Consider the following 22,345-nt stretch of genomic DNA (forward strand, 5'->3'; position numbering starts at 1 on the left):
GTCCGATCTCGTCCGATCTCGTCCGATCTCGTCCGATCTCGTCCGATCTCGTCCGAAGACGATTGTGCTTCGCCCATATCAAATGTCAACAACTTATCTCTAAAATATTGATATTGTTGATTTCTTAGTTTAAGCTCCGCAGTCAGCTCCGCAGTCATAGCGGTAAATGCATCCAAGATTCGTACAATTTCAGCTTGAATTTCAAGGGATTTTTTTGGGTTATCTGGGCATGGGATGGGGATTTGAAATTTTCTAAAACCATCCATATCTACAGAGGCAAAACTTGACATCGTTGTATTTTTTTTACACCATTCTGCCAATAAAAAACAGTAGTAAAAAATAAACTTCATATCAAAAACTTTTACATAACTATCTTTCAAACTTAAATTGGTAAACCTTTGATTTGCTAAATATGGAACAGTAATTAATGCGTGTTCGCCAATCGTAGCCGATGTTGAAATTATGATGGAATTAGCGGGAAATAATTTCCCTCCTTTTACGGCTGTTTCCGAAATTTTTTGTAATGAGTCTCCAAGGATTTGACCATTCTCACGGATGTCATCCATCCTAAACCACGGAACAGAACCGTTTTCCCAAAATTCTTTTTTTGATGTCGATGGTGTATAGCCATTTTTCAAATGAAATATTTCTGAAACTGCTTTCCATTCAACCTGTGCTCCATTAAGTAGCTTTTGCATAAAATCTGTATTGTTCATGCCATGTCCTCACCTTCAATCTCCGCCACTATCGCATCAATCTCTTTACGAAGTTGGTCAATTTTAGCCACCGTCGTTTTTAGCTCAGCATTCAGTTGGACAATATCCACCTTTTCACGGGTGTCTTTAGCTTCCACATAACTACTAACAGATAGATTGTAGTCGTTAGATTGAATCGCATCGAATGAGACAGATTGAGCAAAATATTCGATATTGGCTTTGCTATCGAATACCTGCATAATCTGTTCAATGTGTGCATCAGTCAAAATATTGTTATTGGTTTCTTTTTTAAATAAGCCACTGGCATCAATAAACTGAGTTGTATTTTCGGTTTTATGCTTAGACAGCACCAAAATATTTACAGCAATGGTCGTGCCGTAAAATAAGTTCGATGCAAGTGAAATGACCGTTTCAACATAGTTGTTATCGACCAAATATTGACGAATTTTCTGCTCAGCACCACCACGGTAAAAAATCCCTGGGAAGCACACAATCGCCGCACGACCTTTAGCAGACAAATAACTTAACGCATGCAACACAAAAGCAAAATCAGCTTTAGACTTGGGTGCAAGTACGCCTGCGGGAGCAAAGCGTTCATCATTGATTAAAGTGGGGTCATCCAAACCAATCCATTTCACCGAATACGGTGGATTAGACACAATCGCATCAAATGGCTTGTCATCACCAAAGTGTGGTTCTCTTAATGTGTCACCTAACTGGATATTAAACTTGTCGTAGTTAATGTTATGCAAAAACATGTTCATACGTGCAAGGTTGTAGGTGGTATGATTCAGCTCTTGTCCCCAAAAACCATCTTCAATAGTATGGGCATCAAAGTGTTTTTTGGCTTGTAAAAGCAAAGAACCTGAACCGCAAGCAGGGTCATAAATTTTATTGACCGTTTTTTGTTTATGCATAGCTAACTGAGCAATTAATTTAGATACATGCTGTGGCGTAAAGAACTCACCGCCTGATTTACCTGCATTGGCAGCATAGTTAGAAATTAGAAACTCATACGCATCACCAAACAGGTCAATATGACTGGTATTAAAGTCACCAAAATCTAGCCCAGCTACGCCCTTGAGCACAGCAGCCAAACGGATATTTTTATCTTTAACGGTATTGCCCAAACGGTTGCTGGTGGTGTCAAAGTCAGCAAATAACCCTTTTATATCCTGCTCCGACGGATAGCCATTGGCTGAACTTTCAATACTAGCGAAAATGGCAGCTAAATCGGTATTCAGACTTTCGTTCGTATTAGCACCTTTGGCAATATTGCTAAATAATTGACTTGGGTAGATGAAATACCCCTTAGTTTTAATCGCATCATCTTTGATCTCTGCCGTAATGACTTGATCAGAAAGTTCAGCATATTGAATGCTGTCGTCACCGCCTTCTATATAACTGGAAAAGTTTTCACTAATAAAGCGATAAAACAGCGTACCCAATACATATTGTTTAAAGTCCCAACCATCCACTGCGCCACGGACATCGTTGGCAATCTGCCAAATTTGGCGTTGCAGTGCTGCGCGCTGTTGGGTACTGGTCATGGAAACATCCTAAAAAATCGTTGTTAAGAAAGTCTAGCTCGTGGTTTTTAAAACTTTACAGCTCAGCTTAATCCCCTAATCCACTTTCCTAAGTAAAACAACTTAAAAGAGTATGAGAGATTGTTCATATGTTAAATAGCTGTAGATTCGAGCTGCATATGCGTTATTCAATCTCTTTCGTGTTGCGCATAAACAATGCAATAAAGTCTAAAATCGATAAGCAGAAGGAGTTTAGCAAAAAATCAAGTTTTTTAGCGAACTTCGGTGTTAAAAAGTCATGAACTGTCGCACTAATATATGGCTGGATTCTCTGCTATACTTATTTTAGTTGTTAAATTGATGGAGTCTCAAAATGCTTAAGACCACCGAACAGAAAAAAAAATATATTCAAGAGACGCGTTTGCAAAACTACCAAGCTAGTCTCAAACTTGAAGGGATGACCACACTAGGGAACCCAACCCAGCTTAGCAAAGCACAAATTTTGCAAAAATATAAAAAGTATTCGCAAACTGAAAGCTAATCGGATAGCATTATGGATAAATATGGGGAACTGGGGGACAGCCTATATTGCTACTCTGGTACAAGTATTTTAAAGAATAAACTCAATATCCGTGATGAGCACATCTTAGAGCAAGCCGAACTTGAACTATCTGGTTTATCTAGTAGTTTAATTGACTATGCAGAACCACCATATAACCTACAATACTTACAAGCCATCCATACCCAGCTTTTTGGTGACTTGTATGAATGGGCAGGACAACTTCGACAAATTGATATTTCTAAAGGTGATACTCGCTTTTGTACATTTTCCCGTATTGGAATTGAAACAAACAAACTGCTCAATTCACTTCAACAGCAAAATTACTTTCAAGATCTAGAGTCGAAATATTTTATACCTAAACTTGCTGATTTGTATTGCGAACTCAATGTCATCCATCCGTTTCGTGAGGGTAATGGACGTACCCAACGTATCTTCTTTGAACACCTAATTGCCTACTGTGGCTATGGCATTGATTGGTCGAAAATCAACTCTAAAGAACAATGGGTACAAGCAAATATTGAAGGCTTTTATGGTAATTTGCAGCTATTAATTCAAATATTTGAATCATGTCTTACCCTACCAGACTAAAAAATAAGGGAGCCAAAGCTCCCATCAATTAGTGGCTAGCCAACTTGTTCGCAATCTATTAATTGACTTACCAAGCTGACTAGATAATTCAACTGTGTTCAATTCACAGCTCTAACACTCTGCTGCAACCCCTGCTGAATCTCCTGCACATAGCTCAATTGCGCTGAATGCTCTGTATCTACAGCACTGTGACTATGTGGATAAAACTCTTCTAGCAATTCCATCCCCTCCTCTGCATACACTTCAAACTTGGCATTGGCAAAACCCTGCCGCGCAATCTGATCTAATGCCGCCTGATCAAACCCCGCCTGCTTCCCCTGTTGGTCAATCTCCTTGGCTGTCTGAATCGCGGTTTGCAAATCCACGCCTTCCCGTAACGTTAAATCTACGTAATACACGGGCTGACGATAGCTTTGTGTAGTGGACTTGCCTCTCAGCGTGAGTTGTAAAGGTAGGCATGAAAGTAAGCCATTTGATGCTGCATGGTAATAACTGAGTCGTGCCGCCAAAGTCCGAATACTATTAAAGCCCGTGGTTCTAAAGATGAATGTCCCGAGTTCATCCGACTCATCTAAATTGACATACAAACGCCCATAAGGTTTACAGTTACCTCCTTGTGCCAATGGACATAAATCAGGGGATGGGCATGGATGTTGTTCTACCCCTTGATTAGTCAGTCGTTGGCAGGTTTCTCCATTCCCAACACATACAGGCCTACCCGTTTGACGGTCAAATAAACTGTATTCCGCCCGTAGATTCAGTTCAGGATCATTAAAGATCATACGAACTGGAATAGCCCGTAGTTTTTGATTGGGTGCTTTAGCACGTAGTTGCTCATCGAGTGGATGTTTCACCCAACCACTATCCTTGTTTTGGATTTGGCTGGTAATGGTGAATTGGTCATCCTTTTCAGGGATGCGCTTGCCGTTCTTTTCGACAACCTTGCCGATACTGATCCGCCCAAGAATTGGCGGTGTAATGGCTAGACCTTTAATCATGGTGTTTTCCTCTTCTGCTTAAATGTGTTGCTTGGTTAAAATAAAATTTGCATAAAAAAATCCCATGCGCTGAGGCATGGGATTCTCGGATATTGGTTGAGTGTTTTGCTTATGAATTGAACTTAGGCTAAATCTATTTCAGTCAGCATCGCTATAGATGTTAAAACGCCGTGTGCCCTGCTTGCTTTGTGGAAATTGATTGAGATATTCAGGATGCTGTTTGAGTAATGCCTTACTATCTAAGCTGATTGAGTCTTTCGATTTCTTCCACGTCACTGAACCCGCTTTGAAGGTGGCACGTTCAGCCTGCTGCATCTTGGCTTGAAGTTGGTGCTTCAGCAGATCAAACTGCTCCTGATGCTTGTCAATTTGGCTCCGAGCTTGAAGCAGTTGCTCAAACTGTTGATTGGCTTGCTCATCCTCAGATAGATCCGTGGTGCTGAGCGGTACATGTTCAGGATAGAGTAGCTGTAAGGCTTTAGCTGCGGATTCACTGGCATCGGCTTCAGGTGGCGTATCCTTTTCCACACAGTCCCAGAAGTAACGCTCTGCATTCACAATATGCTGAATCACCGATTCGCTACGCGTTACTTTAAAGATGCGAGTTTCATGTCCACAAATCAGTACGCAGATATGAGCTGCTTTCTTGCCTGTGACTGCCAATTGATGTTGTACCTGACAGAGTACGTATAACGGTACACCATCTCGCCACAGCTTGGCCCCATATTCCCCTGCGGTTTTACATTCCAGAATTTGTACATCTGCATCCCCAACTACGGAGTAATCCAGATTCGCCAGCATGAAGTGCTTGTCTGGATCAGGATGTTGTAATACCGCATTGACTCGACGTACTTTGTAGTTGGTATGCATGCTGTAGTATTCTGCCACTAAAGGCTCAAGCCTTTTCCCCCAGTACAAGGGTGCATGGCCTTCACTTTCATCTTCTATATTTTGTAGAATACGTCCAGTCTTAATCATCCATAGTTCGAGCATCGACATATAGGGATTGAGGCCACACGCCGCGGCACAGTCACTACTGCCAATGCCCTTGCGTCTTACTTCTAGCCATTCGGCCTGACTTAGGTTTTTGGTCTCCACAAAGCGTTTTGCATGGAGGAGTTTAGGGCGATGAATATGGATATTTGCTCGAGTGGGATGAGGTTGAATTAAAACTGAGTTCATATAGATGTCCTCTGATTATTAAATTTTAGGCATAAAAAAGCCACATCTGGAGATGTGGCAAAGAGGTATTTGGATTCAAGGAGATTTTCAGGATCATGTTGATCTGATGTGATTATTTTAAATTCCGAATCTGAATCTAAACTTAAACAATCAAGCGTAATGCTTGTTCCAGTCCACGTTGTTTTAAGCCTGCCCCTGCACCGAACCATGCTGAATCTAAACGATGATCCTGACTCATCGCTCGACGTTCGTGATCGGCAAATTCGGTGATACTGCAAAGTAAGCCATACGCCGTATCTTTGGCTGAGCTGAGTTCTGCCCCACGGCCATGTCCATTAAACATAGTCATGACCTTAGACATTGCTCGGCCATTTGGTTCCGTCTTGTTGTCAGCTTTATTGGATTGGCTCCCTTGCGTTGCTACATTGCGATAGAACTGAATAATACTGTCATCCTGCTCGGTTGGACTCAGACTGCTATTGTTAAACACCGCATCGAAATACGCTGCTGCTTCAGTCTGTGTGACTTTACGCTGACTGAGCTGTTTCATTTCATACATGTGCTCGTTCCATGCTCGCACTGAAATACCCAATTGCTGTTTGATCTTCTGGGCATCGAACTTGGTACTGTGTGGCACTTTGACCACACCTGCACTCGCGCTCTGACCTTTGAGGGCAATGGCTAGAGTATTGTTACACACCACGCGAATACTGGTGAATTGCGCTGTAGTTGCCAGTGTACCGTCACACGCCGTAGCCAAGAGAATATAACCATTGCTGACATCTTTGCCTTTTAAAGCAGAAGTCTGCCCTGTTTTGGCTAAAGCCCAGAATTTCTTACCACCTTTCAGTACGCCTGCGGTTTCCAGTTCAAAGCCTGATTGTTCAGTCAAGTCTCGATAGAATTCTAGAATCTCTCGGGGTTGGACTTCCTGATAACGCTGACTGACCACCGATAAAGGCGCATGCGTATCGGAACGGTACAAAACCCGCTGTTCATCATGCGGTAGGATTAAGCTTTGTCCTTTATGGTTTTCCGCCATATAACTGACATTCGAGCTTTCGATCTGCCAGTCCATGCCTGCTTGCTTGGCCCAGACTTCGATCGGTTGGTTCGGTGTGAGTTGATTGCCCAAACCATGCCAAGGGGTTTGACCTACATAAGCCATTTGTTCAATTTGATGTGCCATTGTGAATATTCCTAAAATGAAAATGTAAAGATGTGGTGTAAGGTATTAAAGAATGAAGAATGCGTGCATGTAAATGTATATATCGATGTAACTATTGCTTCACCCATGCAAAGGGTTGTTGGCAATCCAAGCAGACATACTGCTCGGCATTGCTGTAATACTTTTCAAAGTAGTACTGACTAACCACCACCAGTACGCCGCCGATCACCACCCCGACGGCTGCACCGAAGAGCGGTGAAAAGCCTGACTTGCGAGCGACCTGCATGCCAAACATCGCTATCTGTGTTGGTGAAATACAGCGTTGTAACTGTTCGAAGTAGTTGGCGTGGGCGTTGCCTGAATCGGTCTGTCTGACATGGCTAGACTGACAGTAGGGACATTGAATAAAGGACATTGATATTCCTTGTTAGATGAATTCAGTGCGAAGAGCTGAATTAAGGGCATAAAAAAACCGTGCCCATTGAGGACACGGTTTGATTTAGATTTTGATTTGTCGTGGAGAGTCGAAGGCCGTTATTGAAAGCTATATCTTGCAGTGCCTTTTTCCGTTTCAACATCAACACGCACTACGTTGTCATAGCCACAGCCTGTTAATTTCAGTCTTAAACGCAGACCCATTTTAAAATGCTGTGGATATTCCAACGATCGACGATAGCCTTCATAACTGCATTCACCGTTGTTGATCAGCACATTGGTGACATCAATCGGATCTGCACTGTTAGAACGGATCGTCAATACTGTAGCGGATTGATTTTGTGCATACCAGTTACTGGTATCTTTGACATCGAGTTCTACCGTAAATGTATTTGGATCAAGGCCAGAATTACAGCCACCCATTAACATTCCTGTCGTTGCAGTCAATGCGAGTAGGATCGGTTTAAAAAATTGCGTCATAAAATTCATCCCTAGCAGTAGTTATAGCTCACGCCATAATCGCCCGTGTTTAAATCAATACTGACCAGATGAATTTCACAGTCTGTGCCATTATCAAATTTATAAACGTAGTAACGATTACCCGCCTGCTCCGATTCCAGTGCTCCGTGTTCCTGCAAGCTGAAGTCTTTCACTGATTTGCCTGTATCTTTTGCGGCTTTAGCGAATACATAGCGTTGATACTTGTCTATGTTGTCCTGCTCAAACTGAGGCAGTTCGTCATAAGGCAGCATCGACAGTAAGGTATCGACAGACTTTAGGTTTTTATCAAACTCAAAGCTGAGTAATTCAGGTTCATGACCTGATGGACTCAGACTTTTGCTTCCCGTGGTCAATTCTTTGACATCAATCCCATCCACTTCTGCCGCTGCAATCTCGGTTGAAGCTGGCTCTGAACTGGCAGATTCTAGAGGCTGTGCAGAGCTGGCCTCCAAAGTACTAGCTGCTTGAACAGTTTTTTCAGTTGCATGTTTGGGGCTAAAGAAATAGAAACCTGCAATGCTGATCAAGGTCAGGGCTAAGATTGCCGCCAAGCCCAATATGGTTTTTTGGTTCATCTCAAATGCTCCCCCGTCTTTAGTTGGGTACAGTGACTTGACCATTCTGAGCATTAAAGTGAACGAAGCGTGGACAACCACCCTGAAAGTTCACCGTGAAATTACGCCAACCACGGTTGCCCGGATTGGTTTTATACATGCACTGATACACTCCACCACCCAAATTGCGGGCCTTAACAAAATAGGCTTCGCTGGCTTGTGCAAACCAGCCTGCCTGCGTCAATGATGCGCCTGTAAGCAGTGATGAAATAAGGGCCGTTTTTAGGAATGTTTTAAACATAATCATTTTCTCTTTTTATAGGCATCACTGGTCTTAGTCTTAATCAGAGACAGTGTTCCTAATGTCATAAATGTTGGAATGAATATCTATGTTTTTTTTGAAGTGTTATAGACGATAAAGCACACAAATCTATGCCCCTCAAACAGCATGAGAGATTCATCTTCATATCGGTAATATGTACTTGAAAAAGTTTTATTCTTAGAAAGTCATGGACACAGCTATGCATTGACTGCACAGCATCAGGTCTAATCACCCAACGGCACAAACATGAAAAAAGAGAAATATAAAAGACGGTCTTGATGTAAGCGCATGGCGTACTCCTAGATGGTTTAGAAGTTCTACCAAGTCACTGTCAAATGATGGTGGCAGAACGAGAAAGGGTTGACAGACCAGTCATCTAGGAACCGGCACGCACAAGGCGTCCCTCCCTCGCCCTACCGCAACGAAGGGGGACGAACGAGTTCGCCACCAAAAAATTACTTTTTTGATGTGCTAGATGATAACGGTCTGTCAAAACCGACTGACGATGTAGGTCAGCAGGCTAAGGATAATCTGCGGATTGTAGAGCGTCAAGCAATCAGCTAATACGTAAAAAATTAATGTTATATTGCATCATTTGTAGTATTGAAACCTTAGCTCTTTTTCTGCATATTAATCCAACTAAAATTTTTAATTAAGGGGGATTAAACATGAAACAAGATCTAAATCTTGAACAGCAAGAAGAAGATTACAAAGAAGCTCGCGAAAATGAGATTCGAAAAATTGCTGAATCGGACAATGTTTCATATGAAGTTGCTGCTCAAACTTGGGAAGACCTTCATAGCTCAGGTGAATAAAAATCAAAAATAGCCCTATCATCTAGGGCTTTTTTAGGCCTTCAACTTTAGAAAAGACACGGCGTTAACGCTTTTTTAGTTATAAGTGTCTTACACTCAATTTAATGACTTTTAAGCTAAAATAGTTAAGTATGTACAACTATTGAAGCCAGATTATGCGTATTAAAAATAAACAAAAGAAGCCAGACAACATAACAGATCAATTTGAAAAATTAGAAAGACCAGATCCAACTGAAGCCGATCTAAAATTAGCTGAAAAAAATTTTAGAGCTTTTCTAAAAGAGATGTCATTACAACAAAGTCCCTGTATCTCTGAACTGCACCAGATCAAGACCACTTATAAAGATATAAAAGAAACAAAAATACTTACCCAAATTGAAATTGTGTATTCAGGTAAAAGCTACCCCTACAATTTTCTAAATATTAGAGGTACATTAATCCCAGACTACTTGCATAAAGAAATTTTCCAATGCAACTTTCTCGATGTAGAGATAATGCGTGCAGGTACATACAATTCCAAAAATAGCATTATCCAATTATTTACCGGCATAGTTATAATTTTTTCGACTTGTATCAAATCAATTTTAGTAGAAGTGGTTGATCCGACAATTACCATAGAAGCGAGCTTACAACGCTGCCAAGAAATTATTGATACATATGAGGAAGACCGTCATAAGTCAATACTTTCTATTTTCGAGTATCTAGCAAAAGCCATAGACATATACGAAAAACTTGATTTGCTTGATTCCTTTATCGAAGATCCAGAGGGTGCTAAAAAGCAATACAAAAATGAGCCTTGTTTTATAGATAAATTAAAGTCTTATCGCGAATCAATGTATATAAATTCAGGCATTCACTTAGAACAAGCTATAAATGAATGTATTGCGCTTGGTCTTTTTAAACAATACCAAAGATCTTCGACATCAAATAAAAAAATAGAGAATATACCAGTTATATGTGAAGGACATACTTTGTTAAACAATACAAAGTTACTTAAAAAACTAAATGGCTCATCATTAAATATTGAGGGTAATTTAAAAAAGAAACACAATTTTGAAGCTATTGATCACAAAATTTTAGAACTTCTCAAGCAAGACAAATTCAAGAATAAATATAAAAGCAAGAATGCAGCTGCTGAGAAAATAGCAGATGAGATTGCAAAGGAAATTGAGGTTTTCATGAATAATGACCGAAACAACAATAACCACAATCAGTACATTAAGCTAGAGAACTTACCAACCAGAATACTTAAACTCATCAACAAAAACCCTGCCCTTTACGAACAAATAATCCATAAGTAACTGATTTTAATGTTGAATAAGTTTTTTTAAATTACTTGGACGGCTCATTATTAATTTTTCAATCAAGTGTAAATTTACTGTCATTGGATAGTGTCCTTTCTGCTTCAAGGTAGCTATTCAATTTAATGGGCTTTTCCCATAACTAATCCAACATTTAGGACAGTAAGTATGTACACCGCAATATTTAAAAAACCTTCGGGTTCATCACAAGGTCAAAGTATAAAACCTCGATCAGGCCGAACCTCTGAATTAAGGATAATATTACTATTAAGTATCTATTATCCCAATAGGTGTACTACTTATCATCTGGGTAGTTTGTCTATACCTATTCCAGTAGTGTTATACAAAACACTACTGATTATTAATCAGTATAGATTTAACTGCTATAAAGCTAAGGGGTACACTCATGCCTCTTAAATCTTACAAAGCTCAAACACCTGCGATTGTTTATCCTCTCATTAGCGATGGTGCATTTGAACTTCTGCCATCATCAGAGATTGAACAGACCATTTTATATCGTGACCACCGATTGAAATGTATGCTCAATATAGTGTCATTCGTCAGGGAATGTTTAAACGCAAAGCGAATTTGCAGCCAAAGTTGAACCCGATGATTTCAACGTATTTAAGGGCTTCTTTTACTACGCTCAGTGGATAAGACCATTTGTGCCTGTCTTTGATGATATTGCAGGCATTGATCTTAGTTACCTGAAAGACTTTATAGTCTGTGAAGAAATATTATGTTTCTTCAAAGCAAAAGAACTTTTAAATACCGAATTAGATCTGATTGGGTTATTTGAACAACCAAATTCCCAACCTCTTGTACATATACAACCAAGAGCAGATTTATTAAATCAATTCGTTCAACTGATTCGTGAGCAAATGGGTAACACTATAGTAAAAAATGTTATCCGAAAACGTGAGGAAAAGGCTAAACAAAACTTAAAGTCTTGTCGTAAAGCGATAAACCAATGCTTTGCCAAATTCAGCAAACTTTTGGTTATACGTGTTGATTTTGCCTTTAAGCCACCTTTAGAGAACTTAACCCCTTATTGCCCAAATGAACTACAACACCCTTTTCATTCTGAAGATGCCTTGCAATCTTTAAAAGAATTGATTGCACAGTTACTAAGGAATAGAAGGCACAACAAAATATTGAACCAAATCAAGGGTTATATTTTGAAGTTTGAACATGGGTTGAAAAAAGGTTTTCACGTCCATGCTCTGTTTTTTATGGATGGCAATTTACATCAAAGTGATGGGTATTTTGCACATGAAATTACCAAGTACTGGAAGAAGCTTACGAACGATCGAGGCTGCACCTATAACTGCCATATGGCAAAACACAAATACAAAACTCTATGTATAGGAATGATTGGCTACACAGATACCGCAAAACGTAAAGCGTTAGATGACTGTGTTCAATATTTCTGTAAAAAGGAACAGTACTTTATGTTTAACAAACTGAAAAGCGTTAGAACAATTCAGACCAGCCAACCACCTCAACGAGGCTCTAATGCTGGTCGTCCAAGAAAAGCTGTTAACACAACTTTGTTGAATAGCAAAGATAAGGGGGATTTCTAATGTTGACTAAGAAAGATCTTTCAGTAGCTCATACTGCATATTTTTGTAGCACTGGTGCACGATTAGCACTATCACATCCAAGTCCATCTGATATTTATCAAGCAGCATCACTTATTGGAAAAGCATCTGCTAAAAGCATTGAAAAAGCCCTTAAAGGCTCAAATGTCGCTATTATGCAAGCAATACAGACAATTCCTTGGCTGAATAATGCACCATGGTTTAATGGCAATATGTCAAATATTAGCCTGAATCCATATAATGCAAACTTAGGTAATCTAGCTTATGAACATGGCTTAATTCAGCAAAATCAAACTGCTACCATTAATCCACTTGCTGTATCTTATTTATCTGAGCATTTCCAATATCGCATACAAACTATTGAATTTACTAAGAGCCTTATCGAATGGTCTAAGCCTTTTGAAGGCTCAAAGCAAGAATTGGATACAATATTTCGAAATATTGAAAGAAGCTCTTCTGGTTTTGAGCTCCAAGAGTTCTGCCTTAATTATGATACGGATCAAAATAATACTATACATATTAATGGGTTAGAGAAATTTATCAGTAATGAACTAAAAACTCAGCTGAGTCAGATCGAGCCTGATAAATGTTTAGCCATTTTGTTAAAGAAAGAACCTTGTTTAAACAAGCGAATGAACCTGCGCTATATCGTGATCTTGCAGAAAGATTACATTGATGAACCATCAGGGTTTACAGACCTAAGCTTCTTTCAATGTATAAAAAATACTGTTGAATCAAATAGTTGCTATTACTTTAACTATGATTCTGGATGCTTAAATGGGTTTCTTGCTAACAACCGTTTTAGTAAGAAAAATCCAAATTACAGAGAACGGATCAGGTGTCTAAAAAGCTATCTTATAGGTACAGATGCATTATATAGAGTAGATGGATTACAGACTTCTCTTGAGATTTTGTACTCAAAATTTGTCAAATAGGGTTGAAAATTTAATAATGGGAATATTTCAGCTTACCACTGCTGACTACCTCTTTATGAAATATCGCTCTATGACCGTTGAACTGATGACAATAGTTTCCGACTATTACCCCCATCTTAGTAAAGCTGAAGCACTGAGAAAGGCGAATAATCAAGAATTCCCTTTCTCAGTGTTTAAAATAGATCAAAGTAAACGTGCACCCTTTTTGGTGCACATTAAAGATCTAGCAGATATTTTAGACAGTAAGTATTTAGAAGCTTCTAAAGATTATGCTACGTTTCATCGATGAGGCGTAGCACCTCTTCAAACTGCATAGTATTTCTTCTTGCCTTCACTGACACATAACGCTGTAAACTACTCCAAGAGTCATGCAAGCTTACCTTCTGAATCTCAGGAATAGTAAAACTCTGTTCTGCTAAACGTGTACAGCCTTCGTGTCTCAAATCATGAAAGCGCAAATCATCAATACCTAACATTCGGCACGCTTCTCTAAACTCTTTGCCTAAACTTTTAGGATTCAACGGCAGTAGCAAATTTTCATCATGCCCAAGCTTCAACATCCGTTCACGAACTTCTGAGTGCTTTAATCTTTTAATCATTTCCTTACAAGGATCAAGGACATCAAATGATTTATGATTACCTTTGGAGCCGTTTGGATTTTTTAGATCATGCACTTTCCAAGTTGAGTGATGTGAATCATAATCTCGAAGATATAATCGTGTTAATTCAGCTTCACGTCTGCATGAGAAAATAGCAAACCACATAATCAAATGCATTGGATACTTAGAACCGTAACGGTTTAGCTTCCATCGTTCTGTAAAATATTTCGTTAATGCAATCAATTCACCAGTTGAAGGGAGTCGATCTCTTTTTTGACTTGAGGAAATTTGACGTGTTTTTCTTAACTGAGCCGTAGCCTTATCAAAGCCATTTAAATCAATATCCATTTCCCACATAACAGCAGCATGAGAAAGCACACCACGGATATGTAAAAGCTCATGTTGCTGCGTACTGGTCGCAATAGGTTCAAGTTCTAGATGAGGTACTCCTCCCTTCCTTAAAGCAACATGCTCGGCCAAATGTACTGATTTTATTTTTGTGATAATATTGCGCGCAATTGGTAGCTTCTTAATTAAGAGCAGAGAATAGCGTTTCGTCCTTCCGTACTCGCTCCCGACTTCATCCAAATATTTATCTATGGCATCTGATAAGGTCAGATCAATCAGCTTTTCTTTGCCAAGCAAAATATCAGGATTTTCTTGAATTTCGACTTCTCGTTTCTTAACCCAGTTTTCAGCTAACTTCTTTGAGTGAAATGTTTTACTTTCAGAGAAAGTAGGAAAGCCCATTCGATTGATTCGAATCGCAGCACGATAGTTAACTTTACCATCTGCACCTTTCCTTGCTGTAATTGACCCCATAATTTACACCATAACCTGTTTTTTTGATTATGGTGTAAAATTTGGTGTAAATGCAAACCGATTAACCCACCTAAACACAGGTTAAAACAGATTCGCGCAGGTTGCGAAACATAGATTAAAGGTATGATTTTTAATGACTATTAACAAAAACATTGAAAACACTCAATCTCCGCGAATCAGTGTTGCCCCGATGATGGACTGGACTACCAAGGACTACCGATTCTTTGCACGCTTGTTTAACCCAAACGTTGTGCTATACACCGAAATGGTGACTACAGGCGCGATTTTATTTGGCGATGCAAAACGTCATTTAGACTATAGTGCTCAAGAACACCCGATCGTATTGCAACTTGGCGGTTCAAACCCTCAAGAGCTTGCCACTTGCACAAAAATGGCTGAAGACTGGGGCTACGATGAAGTCAACCTCAATGTAGGCTGCCCAAGTGACCGGGTACAGAATAATAAAATCGGTGCATGTTTAATGGCAGAGCCAGACTTGGTTGCTGAATGCATTCACAGCATGCAAAAGGCGGTGAGTATTCCCGTAACGGTAAAGCACCGTATCGGTATTGATGACATGCAGTCTTACGAAGAAATGCTACATTTCGTAGATACTGTCGCTGCAACAGGTTGTACGTATTTCATTGTGCATGCCCGTATTGCGATATTGAAAGGCTTGTCTCCCAAAGAAAATCGAGAAGTCCCTCCTTTACGCTACGAAGATGTATATCGCTTAAAGCAAGAACGCCCACATCTGACTATTGAAATTAACGGCGGTATTAAAACGTTTGCCGAAACTCAAGCTCATTTACAACATGTTGATGGCGTCATGATTGGCCGTGAAGCCTATCACAACCCTTATCTACTTGCTGAGCTTGGCCAACTTTGGAACTTAGAAGCACCAGACCGTTTCGATATTATGGAACAAATGCTGCCTTATATTGAGCAACGTATGGCTGAAGGTGCTCCCCTTTCAATCATTACACGTCATATTTTAGGTTTATTTCAAAACTTACCGGGTGCTCGTAAATGGCGCCAAGCACTAAGTGGTGGAAATGCAAAGACTTTAGCTGATGTTGAAAATGCAATTCAAAACATGCGAGCAGCCATGATTCGCACTGAAGAATATGTAAAAGAGCAGCAGGTTTAAGTTGGCGACGACTTCTTAAATTGTAAGAAAATGTGGCATTTTAAATCAGAGACTTAGATTTTGAGTATATTCGCAAATATTGGAACAAAATATTCAAATTTAAGCTCTGATTAGTTATTTATTTACAATGATATCAATAATTTAAATTTCACTATTTTTAACCGCCTCTTTTGATAAGTATCTTTTCGCTCCAAGGCAGGCACCTCTGGAAAAAAGATACGTTATTACATAACATAAACAAAACTTTTAAGATACGTCTATTAGTATCTCTGAACGCCACAGGTAGGTGGTGATTTTTTTAATATGGATATGGGTAGCACGGTAGAGATTTCACGATGATTATTTATGACGGACAAGTAGCTGATAATTATATGTATCAGGATTCAAATCAGGCAGCCATTGTTGTATCGCACAGCGCACCCAGCCTACCTTATCCTTTCACCATGAAACCTAATAATCATCAAACTCAAACTTCAACCAACCCACCGATCGATGTAGAAAAGTTTGTAGAAAAATTAGAAAGCGTTACTTCTAGACGCAGTAAAGCTAGATGCGCACGTAGTATCCGTCTTGCACTCGAATCTGCTGGTGCTAATGTTAAAAACCATCCAATCGCAGCTTCAGATTGGGGCGATACTCTCAAAAAGATTGGCTATAAACAAATTGATCCAGCCTTCGATGAACCTCAAGAAGGTGACATTTATATCATTCACAGAACCCGCAACCACATTTATGGACACATCGCAGGGTACACTGGAAGTGAATGGGTCTCTGACTTCAAACAAAATAGCTATGATGTCTATAAAGATGACAGCGTAACTTATACTTATTATCGACTAGGGTAATCTACCTAAAAACTAGAGATATTCAATTGCTTTAATTGTTTGAAACAACTGATCAAACGAGTATTTTAAATCCAGCTTGGCTTCTTTTTTGCTTTATTTTCATATTGTACTTATCAAAAATAATGATGGAACTTTATGAAAAGAATACTGCTGAGCTTTTACTTACTGACATCGTTTAGCATGACTTATGCCGCCTCCGATACAAACATTATAGAGGTTTTTAAAAAAGTACCCGGGAAACGGATTTATGAACCTCAATATTTATTAAAAGAAACCACACCTAAAGCTCGGATCCATGTGATACGAAAACAATATTTAAATGGACTACTAGATTGTCCTTCCGTGATTTATCACGACAAGAAGAAAATACTATCTCTTCGCTCATTTGAAGAAACAACTTTTTTTCTAGAGCCTGATCGTTACTATATTCGCTATGCGGTTAACAATAGTGGTTGTATCAATTTGGAATTTTACCAAGATAAGCGCCCCAAAATGGACATCCTATCTCAGGAACGTCAGTTAGAGGGTGATACTGAATATACATTTACTATTAGTGAACACACTGGACCACAATAATTGTTTCAGCATAGGTTAAACATATCTCCTCTCACACTTTTAGTAGATTGTAGATATGCTCAACATAAGGTTGAATCAGATCACTCTGGTTTGTTCTGTAAGCTAAAACCACTTCAGATAAAAGATTTTTATTTTCTAGAGGAATCAATTTTACTTTTTTAGGTAATATTTGTTCAAATTCTTGAGGAACAATGCTAATACCCAAATTTGCAGCGACTAACTGTAATTGGCTTAGCTTACGTGATTGGATCATCGCTGTTTTAGGCCAGAAGCCAGCTCCTATGCATAAGTTTGAAACTAAATAACTCAAACCTCCGCGCTTAGAATGTGGTGTAGAAACGAAATACTCATCTTTTAAGTCTTTGACTTGAATCTCTTGTTTATTTGCAAACTTAGCATGATCAACATGCACAGCCACCATTAAAGGTTCTTCATATAGCTTAACAATATTGATCTCATCTAAAGTGTGTCGAACTGGTGGTCTGATCAAACCAATATCAACTTCTCCACTCATTAAAGCTAGAATTTGATGCTCAGATGACAAAGTATTTATCTCAAAATTTATCTGCTTGGCTAAGCTAATTTCTTTTAATATCTGAATTTTCTTATCGTCCATAATAATGCTGCTCGAATGAGCGATTTTAATCTGGCGATTTTTTCCTTCTGCAATATTTTTAGAAAGACCAATAATTTCATTTAAATAGGCCATATTATCTTTTATCTTTTTATAAAAGACTTCACCAGCTGATGTGAGTTTTGCTCTTTTATCAACTCGATCAAATAACTGAAAATCAATTTCTTCTTCTAATAGTTTAATTTGCCGACTTAAAGCCGATTGGGCAATAAAGAGTTTCTCTGAAGCCGCGGTAAAGCTCCCTTCTTCAACAATTTTTATAAAATATTGGAATTGTTTTAATGTGAGCATAATCATCTCAAAATTAGATTATTAGGTCTATTTTATATATTAGATTAGATAGATAGCCTTCGCTAGAATTTTATCAAGACCATTCACTTGATTGAATTATTCATGAAGTATTTAAAAGGGCTCACCATCTTCACCGTTGTTGTTCTAATTTTATGGTGCTTTAAATTTTATGATCAGCAGCTACCCACACAACCCCAACAAGACAACATAGAGCTGTATGATTAGTTTCTCTCAAAAATAAAAGGCATGCACTCACATAAGCACATGCCTTTTCAATTTCAATATTTAAATTAGGCTTTCTTTAAATCAAGCTTTTTCAAAACTTCAGCCACAGCAATCATGGCAAAACTTGAAGTCACTACTACCGCTGAACCATAGCCACCACAACGTAGGCCAGCTGATGGGCAGACATCTGCACTGGAAAATGGATTATCGATTGAGTAAATACACGTAATACCAAATTTCTCTTTTGGCTTTTTACAGATGCCGCGAGCACGAAGTTGACTACGTAGCTTCGCTAACATTGGGTCTTGCTCTGTTTTTGATAGATCGGCCACGCGAATTTTAAGTGGATCGAGCTTACCACCTGCTCCACCTGAAACAATCAAAGGAATTTTATTAAAACGACAATGCAGCATTAAAGCCAGTTTAGCTTTAACGTCATCGATGCAATCCAAAACAATGTCTGGTACAGGGTTTAAAAGCTCTGTGACATTTTCAGGCGTTAAGAAGTCATCAATAATATTGACTTTAATATGTGGGTTAATTTGGCGACAACGCTCTGCCATAATCTCAACTTTTTCACAGCCTAATGTTGAGGTCATTGCAGGTAGCTGACGGTTTACATTTGATGCTGCAACCACGTCCATATCGACCAATGTAATTTCGCCAATACCCGTACGTGCTAAAGCTTCTACTGCCCAACTACCGACACCACCAATACCAATCACCATCACATGACTTTTTTCATAGTGCTGGAACGATGAATCACCATAAACTTTGGCTACACCTGCAAAACGGCGGTCATATTCATCTTGTTGGATATCGGTCATTGCTACTCTGAGGGGATATAAAACACGGGAGGTATTTTACTGCTTTTCAGAAGAAAGTGTATTTCATATCAAAGAAAACTTGGGATTGGGATATTTAAACTCACGGTAAGTCTGTCATTATAAATTACATTATTTAAGACTGAAGTCATCATTTACTAACGTGACAGGCGGCACGGATGCCGCCCAGTTGGGCTGTGGTATAAGGATATACCATCAGCCCGACAAAGGATTTTTGCCTTGCGCTGTTTTAGTCACAGCTCATTATCCTTAAAAAGTAAGGATACAGTTATATACCCAACATTAGCTTATTCACATTCATTATAAGGCTGTGCAAGCTTAGCCAATCTATGAAGCAATCAAATTTCGAAGTACATAATGCAAAATACCACCGGCCTTAAAGTATTCAACCTCATTTAACGTATCAATTCGACATAACACATTAAAATGGCTAGCGACCCCATTTGCTCCTTTTACATCAACTTCAAGAATTTGATGAGGCTCTATGCCATCCGACAAACCTCGAATTGATATTACCTCATGACCAGTTAAGTTAAGAGATTGTCGAGTTTGCCCATCAATAAACTGTAAGGGCAACACCCCCATACCTACCAAGTTTGAACGGTGAATACGCTCAAAACTTTCGGCAATGACAGCCTTCACGCCTAATAAGTTTGTTCCTTTGGCAGCCCAGTCACGCGAAGATCCTGTTCCATATTCTTTACCAGCAATTATCACAAGCGGTGTATGTTCTTGTTGATAACGCATTGCTGCATCATAAATAGCAAGCTTTTCACCACTTGGCACATGAATGGTATTACCACCCTCTTCACCACCTAGCATCTCGTTTTTAATACGAATATTGGCAAAAGTACCTCGCATCATGACTTCATGATTACCGCGTCGAGAACCATAAGAGTTAAAGTCTTTTGGTTCAACACCTTGCTCTTGCAAATATCGGCCAGCCGGACTGTCTTTTTTGATATTACCTGCCGGTGAAATATGGTCAGTTGTTACCGAATCACCAAGTACTGCCAAGATACGTGCCTGTTCAATATTCTTAATCGGTTTTGGAGGTTCGCCAATGCCCTCAAAGAATGGCGGGTGGCGGATATAAGTCGAATCATCAGCCCATTCATAGGTTTTACTTTTTGGAATCTGAATCGCTTGCCAGCTTTCATCACCATCAAAGACCGCCGCATATTCTTTATGGAACATATCTGTACTTACTTTCTGTAAGACAGCATCAATTTCAGCCTGACTTGGCCAGATATCTTTTAAGTAAACAGGTTGTCCATCTTTACCCTGCCCAATAGGTTGCGTAGTTAAATCAGTACGAATATTACCAACAAGACCATAAGCGACTACCAAAGGTGGCGAAGCAAGCCAGTTTGTCTTAACTAATGGGTGTACGCGTCCTTCAAAATTACGATTACCAGAAAGTACAGATGCAACATTTAAATCATGGCATTGGATTGCTTCTTCAACTGGTTCGGGTAGTGGACCTGAGTTACCAATACAGGTTGTACAACCATATCCCACCAAGTTATAGCCCAACTCATCTAAATACGGTGTAAGCCCAGCAGCCAGCAAATAATCCGTCACCACCTTCGAGCCTGGTGCAAGTGAACTTTTCACCCATGGTTTACGCTGCAAGCCTTTTTCAATCGCTTTTTTTGCAAGTAAACCTGCGGCTAGCATTACACTTGGGTTAGAAGTATTGGTACAAGAGGTAATCGCTGAAATAACAACATCACCATGAGTTAATGGATACTCTTTTCCTTCAATCACACATGACGGACTTTCATGCTGGATATTTGCTTTTTTTGCCTCTACGGCTGTGCCACCACCGCCTTCATTTTCTAAACGCTCTTTAGCTTCTTTAGCCGGTTTTAGCGTTAACTCCATTAAAGCATTAAAGGTTTTCGGCACATCAGATAAAAGAACTTTGTCCTGTGGACGTTTTGGACCAGCTAGACTTGCCTGAACCGTGCTCATATCTAAACTTAAAGTATCTGTAAAAACAGGTTCATCACCAGGGTTACGCCATAAGCCTTGTGCTTTGCTATACGCTTCAACCAGTTCAATACGATCACTTTGACGACCAGTTAATTTCAAATATCCCAATGTCACTTCATCAATCGGAAAGAAGCCACAAGTCGCACCATACTCTGGCGCCATGTTGGCAATGGTTGCACGGTCAGCAAGAGGTAGATCGGCTAAGCCATCTCCATAGAACTCTACAAATTTACCCACGACACCTTTTTGACGAAGCATTTGAGTAATAGTCAGCACTAAGTCAGTTGCAGTAATCCCTTCTGGTAATTTTCCTGTCAATTTAAAACCAATGACTTCAGGAATCAGCATAGAGATGGGTTGGCCCAACATAGCTGCTTCCGCCTCAATCCCGCCAACACCCCAACCTAATACACCTAAACCATTGATCATGGTGGTATGGGAGTCCGTACCAACTAAGGTGTCAGGGAAAGCAAAGGTTTGTCCATTATCTTCACCTAGCCACACCGCTTGAGCCAAATATTCTAAATTGACTTGATGACAAATCCCCGTACCCGGCGGTACAACACTAAAGTTATTAAAAGCAGATTGCCCCCAACGCAAAAATTGATATCGCTCGCCATTACGCTGCATTTCAATCTGAACGTTTTCTTCAAAAGCCTGATCATCAGCAAAATGATCCACCATCACCGAGTGATCAATCACTAAGTCTACAGGTGATAACGGATTAATTTTTTCAGGATCGCCACCCGCTTGTGCCATTGCAGCACGCATTGCAGCCAAGTCAACTACAGCGGGAACACCGGTAAAATCTTGCATTAGAACCCGTGCAGGTCGATATTGAATTTCTTGATCGGAACTACGGTTTTTTAGCCACTCAGCTAAAGCATGAATGTGTTCCGTTTTAACACTATGTTGATCTTCAAACCGTAATAAGTTTTCCAACAGTACTTTTAATGATTTCGGCAGTCTGGCAATGTCACCTAGCTTTTTCTCGGCTTGGGTTAAGCTAAAAATCTGATAATTGCTGGAACCTACTGTTAGCGTCTGTAAAGCATTAAAACTATTGATATTGCTATACTTAGCCATTGGGTTATCCTCCCATGTCTGGCAATGTTATTTTTCACGTTTTTACATGTTGTTTTCTTACTTTAAG

24 protein-coding genes are annotated in these 22,345 nt (G+C 39.5%); 11 read left to right on the top strand and 13 right to left on the bottom strand.

Annotated elements, in window-relative coordinates:
* Together RFW85_RS10900 and RFW85_RS10905 are read right to left on the bottom strand one after the other, a co-directional pair.
* A partial coding sequence (locus RFW85_RS10900) for a restriction endonuclease subunit S (protein WP_309171534.1) occupies positions 1-716 on the bottom strand: 716 nt, incomplete at its 3' end.
* Positions 713-2,266, bottom strand: a complete 1,554-nt coding sequence (locus tag RFW85_RS10905) for a type I restriction-modification system subunit M (RefSeq protein WP_309171535.1) — start codon at positions 2,264-2,266, stop codon at positions 713-715. The genes RFW85_RS10905 and RFW85_RS10900, both read right to left, overlap by 4 nt.
* A 352-nt stretch (positions 2,267-2,618) precedes the next feature.
* Here RFW85_RS10905 and RFW85_RS10910 point away from each other — a divergent pair, with 352 nt between their 5' ends.
* Both RFW85_RS10910 and RFW85_RS10915 read left to right on the top strand, forming a co-directional pair.
* On the top strand, positions 2,619-2,786 hold the full coding sequence (locus RFW85_RS10910) for a YhfG family protein (RefSeq protein WP_005032665.1): 168 nt from the start codon (positions 2,619-2,621) through the stop codon (positions 2,784-2,786).
* A 12-nt stretch (positions 2,787-2,798) separates the two neighbouring features.
* On the top strand, positions 2,799-3,395 hold the full coding sequence (locus RFW85_RS10915; protein ID WP_309171536.1) for a putative adenosine monophosphate-protein transferase Fic: 597 nt from the start codon (positions 2,799-2,801) through the stop codon (positions 3,393-3,395).
* Positions 3,396-3,493: 98 nt separating this feature from the next.
* Here the strand turns inward: RFW85_RS10915 and RFW85_RS10920 are convergent, their stop codons facing one another.
* The 7 genes from RFW85_RS10920 to RFW85_RS10950 all read right to left on the bottom strand — a co-directional run bounded on the left by RFW85_RS10920 (position 3,494) and on the right by RFW85_RS10950 (position 8,534).
* The gene (locus RFW85_RS10920) at positions 3,494-4,393 is read right to left on the bottom strand and encodes a hydrolase or metal-binding protein (protein ID WP_309171537.1); all 900 of its coding nucleotides are present in this window, start codon (positions 4,391-4,393) and stop codon (positions 3,494-3,496) included.
* A gap of 138 nt (positions 4,394-4,531) precedes the next feature.
* Positions 4,532-5,575: a lambda-exonuclease family protein gene (locus tag RFW85_RS10925; RefSeq protein WP_309171538.1), complete on the bottom strand. Its 1,044-nt coding sequence runs from the start codon at positions 5,573-5,575 to the stop codon at positions 4,532-4,534.
* Between the two features lie 142 nt (positions 5,576-5,717).
* On the bottom strand, positions 5,718-6,764 hold the full coding sequence (locus RFW85_RS10930; protein ID WP_309171539.1) for a DUF932 domain-containing protein: 1,047 nt from the start codon (positions 6,762-6,764) through the stop codon (positions 5,718-5,720).
* 91 nt (positions 6,765-6,855) lie between these two features.
* Complete coding sequence (locus RFW85_RS10935; RefSeq protein WP_309171540.1) at positions 6,856-7,158, bottom strand: hypothetical protein; 303 nt, start codon at positions 7,156-7,158, stop codon at positions 6,856-6,858.
* A 119-nt stretch (positions 7,159-7,277) separates the two neighbouring features.
* Positions 7,278-7,658, bottom strand: coding sequence for a hypothetical protein (locus RFW85_RS10940; RefSeq protein ID WP_002116664.1), 381 nt, complete (start codon positions 7,656-7,658; stop codon positions 7,278-7,280).
* An 11-nt stretch (positions 7,659-7,669) separates the two neighbouring features.
* Complete coding sequence (locus RFW85_RS10945) at positions 7,670-8,254, bottom strand: hypothetical protein (protein WP_106985858.1); 585 nt, start codon at positions 8,252-8,254, stop codon at positions 7,670-7,672.
* A 19-nt stretch (positions 8,255-8,273) separates the two neighbouring features.
* On the bottom strand, positions 8,274-8,534 hold the full coding sequence (locus RFW85_RS10950; RefSeq protein ID WP_087540846.1) for a hypothetical protein: 261 nt from the start codon (positions 8,532-8,534) through the stop codon (positions 8,274-8,276).
* A 689-nt stretch (positions 8,535-9,223) separates the two neighbouring features.
* Between RFW85_RS10950 and RFW85_RS10955 the strand changes: the two genes are divergently transcribed.
* The 5 genes from RFW85_RS10955 to RFW85_RS10975 all read left to right on the top strand — a co-directional run bounded on the left by RFW85_RS10955 (position 9,224) and on the right by RFW85_RS10975 (position 13,496).
* Positions 9,224-9,370, top strand: coding sequence for a hypothetical protein (locus RFW85_RS10955; protein WP_309171541.1), 147 nt, complete (start codon positions 9,224-9,226; stop codon positions 9,368-9,370).
* A 155-nt stretch (positions 9,371-9,525) separates the two neighbouring features.
* Entirely contained in the window at positions 9,526-10,671 is a 1,146-nt protein-coding gene (locus RFW85_RS10960; protein ID WP_309171542.1) for a hypothetical protein, read from the top strand.
* 665 nt (positions 10,672-11,336) lie between these two features.
* Positions 11,337-12,254, top strand: coding sequence for an inovirus-type Gp2 protein (locus tag RFW85_RS10965; RefSeq protein ID WP_309171543.1), 918 nt, complete (start codon positions 11,337-11,339; stop codon positions 12,252-12,254).
* Positions 12,254-13,207, top strand: a complete 954-nt coding sequence (locus RFW85_RS10970) for a hypothetical protein (RefSeq protein WP_309171544.1) — start codon at positions 12,254-12,256, stop codon at positions 13,205-13,207. Before RFW85_RS10965 ends, RFW85_RS10970 begins: the two co-directional genes overlap by 1 nt.
* A gap of 16 nt (positions 13,208-13,223) precedes the next feature.
* Positions 13,224-13,496, top strand: a complete 273-nt coding sequence (locus tag RFW85_RS10975) for a pyocin activator PrtN family protein (RefSeq protein ID WP_309171545.1) — start codon at positions 13,224-13,226, stop codon at positions 13,494-13,496.
* On the opposite strand, the gene RFW85_RS10980 is transcribed toward RFW85_RS10975, so the two are convergent.
* The gene (locus RFW85_RS10980) at positions 13,480-14,628 is read right to left on the bottom strand and encodes a tyrosine-type recombinase/integrase (protein ID WP_309171546.1); all 1,149 of its coding nucleotides are present in this window, start codon (positions 14,626-14,628) and stop codon (positions 13,480-13,482) included. The two genes, RFW85_RS10975 and RFW85_RS10980, sit on opposite strands and share 17 nt — an antisense overlap.
* Before the next feature lie 133 nt (positions 14,629-14,761).
* On the opposite strand from RFW85_RS10980, the gene dusA reads away from it, so the two are divergent.
* The 3 genes from dusA to RFW85_RS10995 all read left to right on the top strand — a co-directional run bounded on the left by dusA (position 14,762) and on the right by RFW85_RS10995 (position 17,199).
* On the top strand, positions 14,762-15,778 hold the full coding sequence (gene dusA, locus RFW85_RS10985) for a tRNA dihydrouridine(20/20a) synthase DusA (RefSeq protein ID WP_375143863.1): 1,017 nt from the start codon (positions 14,762-14,764) through the stop codon (positions 15,776-15,778).
* Positions 15,779-16,113: 335 nt separating this feature from the next.
* Positions 16,114-16,623: a hypothetical protein gene (locus tag RFW85_RS10990; protein ID WP_170247661.1), complete on the top strand. Its 510-nt coding sequence runs from the start codon at positions 16,114-16,116 to the stop codon at positions 16,621-16,623.
* A 180-nt stretch (positions 16,624-16,803) separates the two neighbouring features.
* On the top strand, positions 16,804-17,199 hold the full coding sequence (locus tag RFW85_RS10995; RefSeq protein WP_170247706.1) for a hypothetical protein: 396 nt from the start codon (positions 16,804-16,806) through the stop codon (positions 17,197-17,199).
* Between the two features lie 31 nt (positions 17,200-17,230).
* Here the strand turns inward: RFW85_RS10995 and RFW85_RS11000 are convergent, their stop codons facing one another.
* A complete protein-coding gene (locus RFW85_RS11000; RefSeq protein ID WP_170247660.1) occupies positions 17,231-18,130 on the bottom strand; it encodes a LysR family transcriptional regulator in 900 nt (299 codons plus the stop codon).
* A gap of 96 nt (positions 18,131-18,226) precedes the next feature.
* Here RFW85_RS11000 and RFW85_RS11005 point away from each other — a divergent pair, with 96 nt between their 5' ends.
* Entirely contained in the window at positions 18,227-18,349 is a 123-nt protein-coding gene (locus tag RFW85_RS11005) for a hypothetical protein (RefSeq protein ID WP_086265015.1), read from the top strand.
* Between the two features lie 65 nt (positions 18,350-18,414).
* Here the strand turns inward: RFW85_RS11005 and RFW85_RS11010 are convergent, their stop codons facing one another.
* Positions 18,415-19,176 (bottom strand): ThiF family adenylyltransferase, encoded by a 762-nt coding sequence (locus tag RFW85_RS11010; protein ID WP_002117228.1) that lies wholly within the window; start codon positions 19,174-19,176, stop codon positions 18,415-18,417.
* Positions 19,177-19,521: 345 nt separating this feature from the next.
* Entirely contained in the window at positions 19,522-22,278 is a 2,757-nt protein-coding gene (gene acnA, locus RFW85_RS11015; protein WP_170247659.1) for an aconitate hydratase AcnA, read from the bottom strand.
* Positions 22,279-22,345: the final 67 nt, after the last annotated feature.

It is taken from the genome of Acinetobacter sp. 12966, assembly GCF_031196995.1.
In the GTDB taxonomy this organism is placed as follows: Bacteria; Pseudomonadota; Gammaproteobacteria; order Pseudomonadales; family Moraxellaceae; genus Acinetobacter; species Acinetobacter geminorum.

Excerpts from the sequence above, each read along its gene's own strand:
- RFW85_RS10905 (WP_309171535.1), bottom strand. The coding sequence starts at position 2,266 with ATGACCAGTACCCAACAGCGCGCAGCACTGCAACGCCAAATTTGGCAG.
- RFW85_RS10910 (WP_005032665.1), top strand. The coding sequence starts at position 2,619 with ATGCTTAAGACCACCGAACAGAAAAAAAAATATATTCAAGAGACGCGT.
- RFW85_RS10915 (WP_309171536.1), top strand. The coding sequence starts at position 2,799 with ATGGATAAATATGGGGAACTGGGGGACAGCCTATATTGCTACTCTGGT.
- RFW85_RS10920 (WP_309171537.1), bottom strand. The coding sequence starts at position 4,393 with ATGATTAAAGGTCTAGCCATTACACCGCCAATTCTTGGGCGGATCAGT.
- RFW85_RS10925 (WP_309171538.1), bottom strand. The coding sequence starts at position 5,575 with ATGAACTCAGTTTTAATTCAACCTCATCCCACTCGAGCAAATATCCAT.
- RFW85_RS10930 (WP_309171539.1), bottom strand. The coding sequence starts at position 6,764 with ATGGCACATCAAATTGAACAAATGGCTTATGTAGGTCAAACCCCTTGG.
- RFW85_RS10935 (WP_309171540.1), bottom strand. The coding sequence starts at position 7,158 with ATGTCCTTTATTCAATGTCCCTACTGTCAGTCTAGCCATGTCAGACAG.
- RFW85_RS10940 (WP_002116664.1), bottom strand. The coding sequence starts at position 7,658 with ATGACGCAATTTTTTAAACCGATCCTACTCGCATTGACTGCAACGACA.
- RFW85_RS10945 (WP_106985858.1), bottom strand. The coding sequence starts at position 8,254 with ATGAACCAAAAAACCATATTGGGCTTGGCGGCAATCTTAGCCCTGACC.
- RFW85_RS10950 (WP_087540846.1), bottom strand. The coding sequence starts at position 8,534 with ATGTTTAAAACATTCCTAAAAACGGCCCTTATTTCATCACTGCTTACA.
- RFW85_RS10955 (WP_309171541.1), top strand. The coding sequence starts at position 9,224 with ATGAAACAAGATCTAAATCTTGAACAGCAAGAAGAAGATTACAAAGAA.
- RFW85_RS10960 (WP_309171542.1), top strand. The coding sequence starts at position 9,526 with ATGCGTATTAAAAATAAACAAAAGAAGCCAGACAACATAACAGATCAA.
- RFW85_RS10970 (WP_309171544.1), top strand. The coding sequence starts at position 12,254 with ATGTTGACTAAGAAAGATCTTTCAGTAGCTCATACTGCATATTTTTGT.
- RFW85_RS10975 (WP_309171545.1), top strand. The coding sequence starts at position 13,224 with ATGGGAATATTTCAGCTTACCACTGCTGACTACCTCTTTATGAAATAT.
- RFW85_RS10980 (WP_309171546.1), bottom strand. The coding sequence starts at position 14,628 with ATGGGGTCAATTACAGCAAGGAAAGGTGCAGATGGTAAAGTTAACTAT.
- dusA (WP_375143863.1), top strand. The coding sequence starts at position 14,762 with ATGACTATTAACAAAAACATTGAAAACACTCAATCTCCGCGAATCAGT.
- RFW85_RS10990 (WP_170247661.1), top strand. The coding sequence starts at position 16,114 with ATGATTATTTATGACGGACAAGTAGCTGATAATTATATGTATCAGGAT.
- RFW85_RS10995 (WP_170247706.1), top strand. The coding sequence starts at position 16,804 with ATGACTTATGCCGCCTCCGATACAAACATTATAGAGGTTTTTAAAAAA.
- RFW85_RS11000 (WP_170247660.1), bottom strand. The coding sequence starts at position 18,130 with ATGATTATGCTCACATTAAAACAATTCCAATATTTTATAAAAATTGTT.
- RFW85_RS11005 (WP_086265015.1), top strand. The coding sequence starts at position 18,227 with ATGAAGTATTTAAAAGGGCTCACCATCTTCACCGTTGTTGTTCTAATT.
- RFW85_RS11010 (WP_002117228.1), bottom strand. The coding sequence starts at position 19,176 with ATGACCGATATCCAACAAGATGAATATGACCGCCGTTTTGCAGGTGTA.
- acnA (WP_170247659.1), bottom strand. The coding sequence starts at position 22,278 with ATGGCTAAGTATAGCAATATCAATAGTTTTAATGCTTTACAGACGCTA.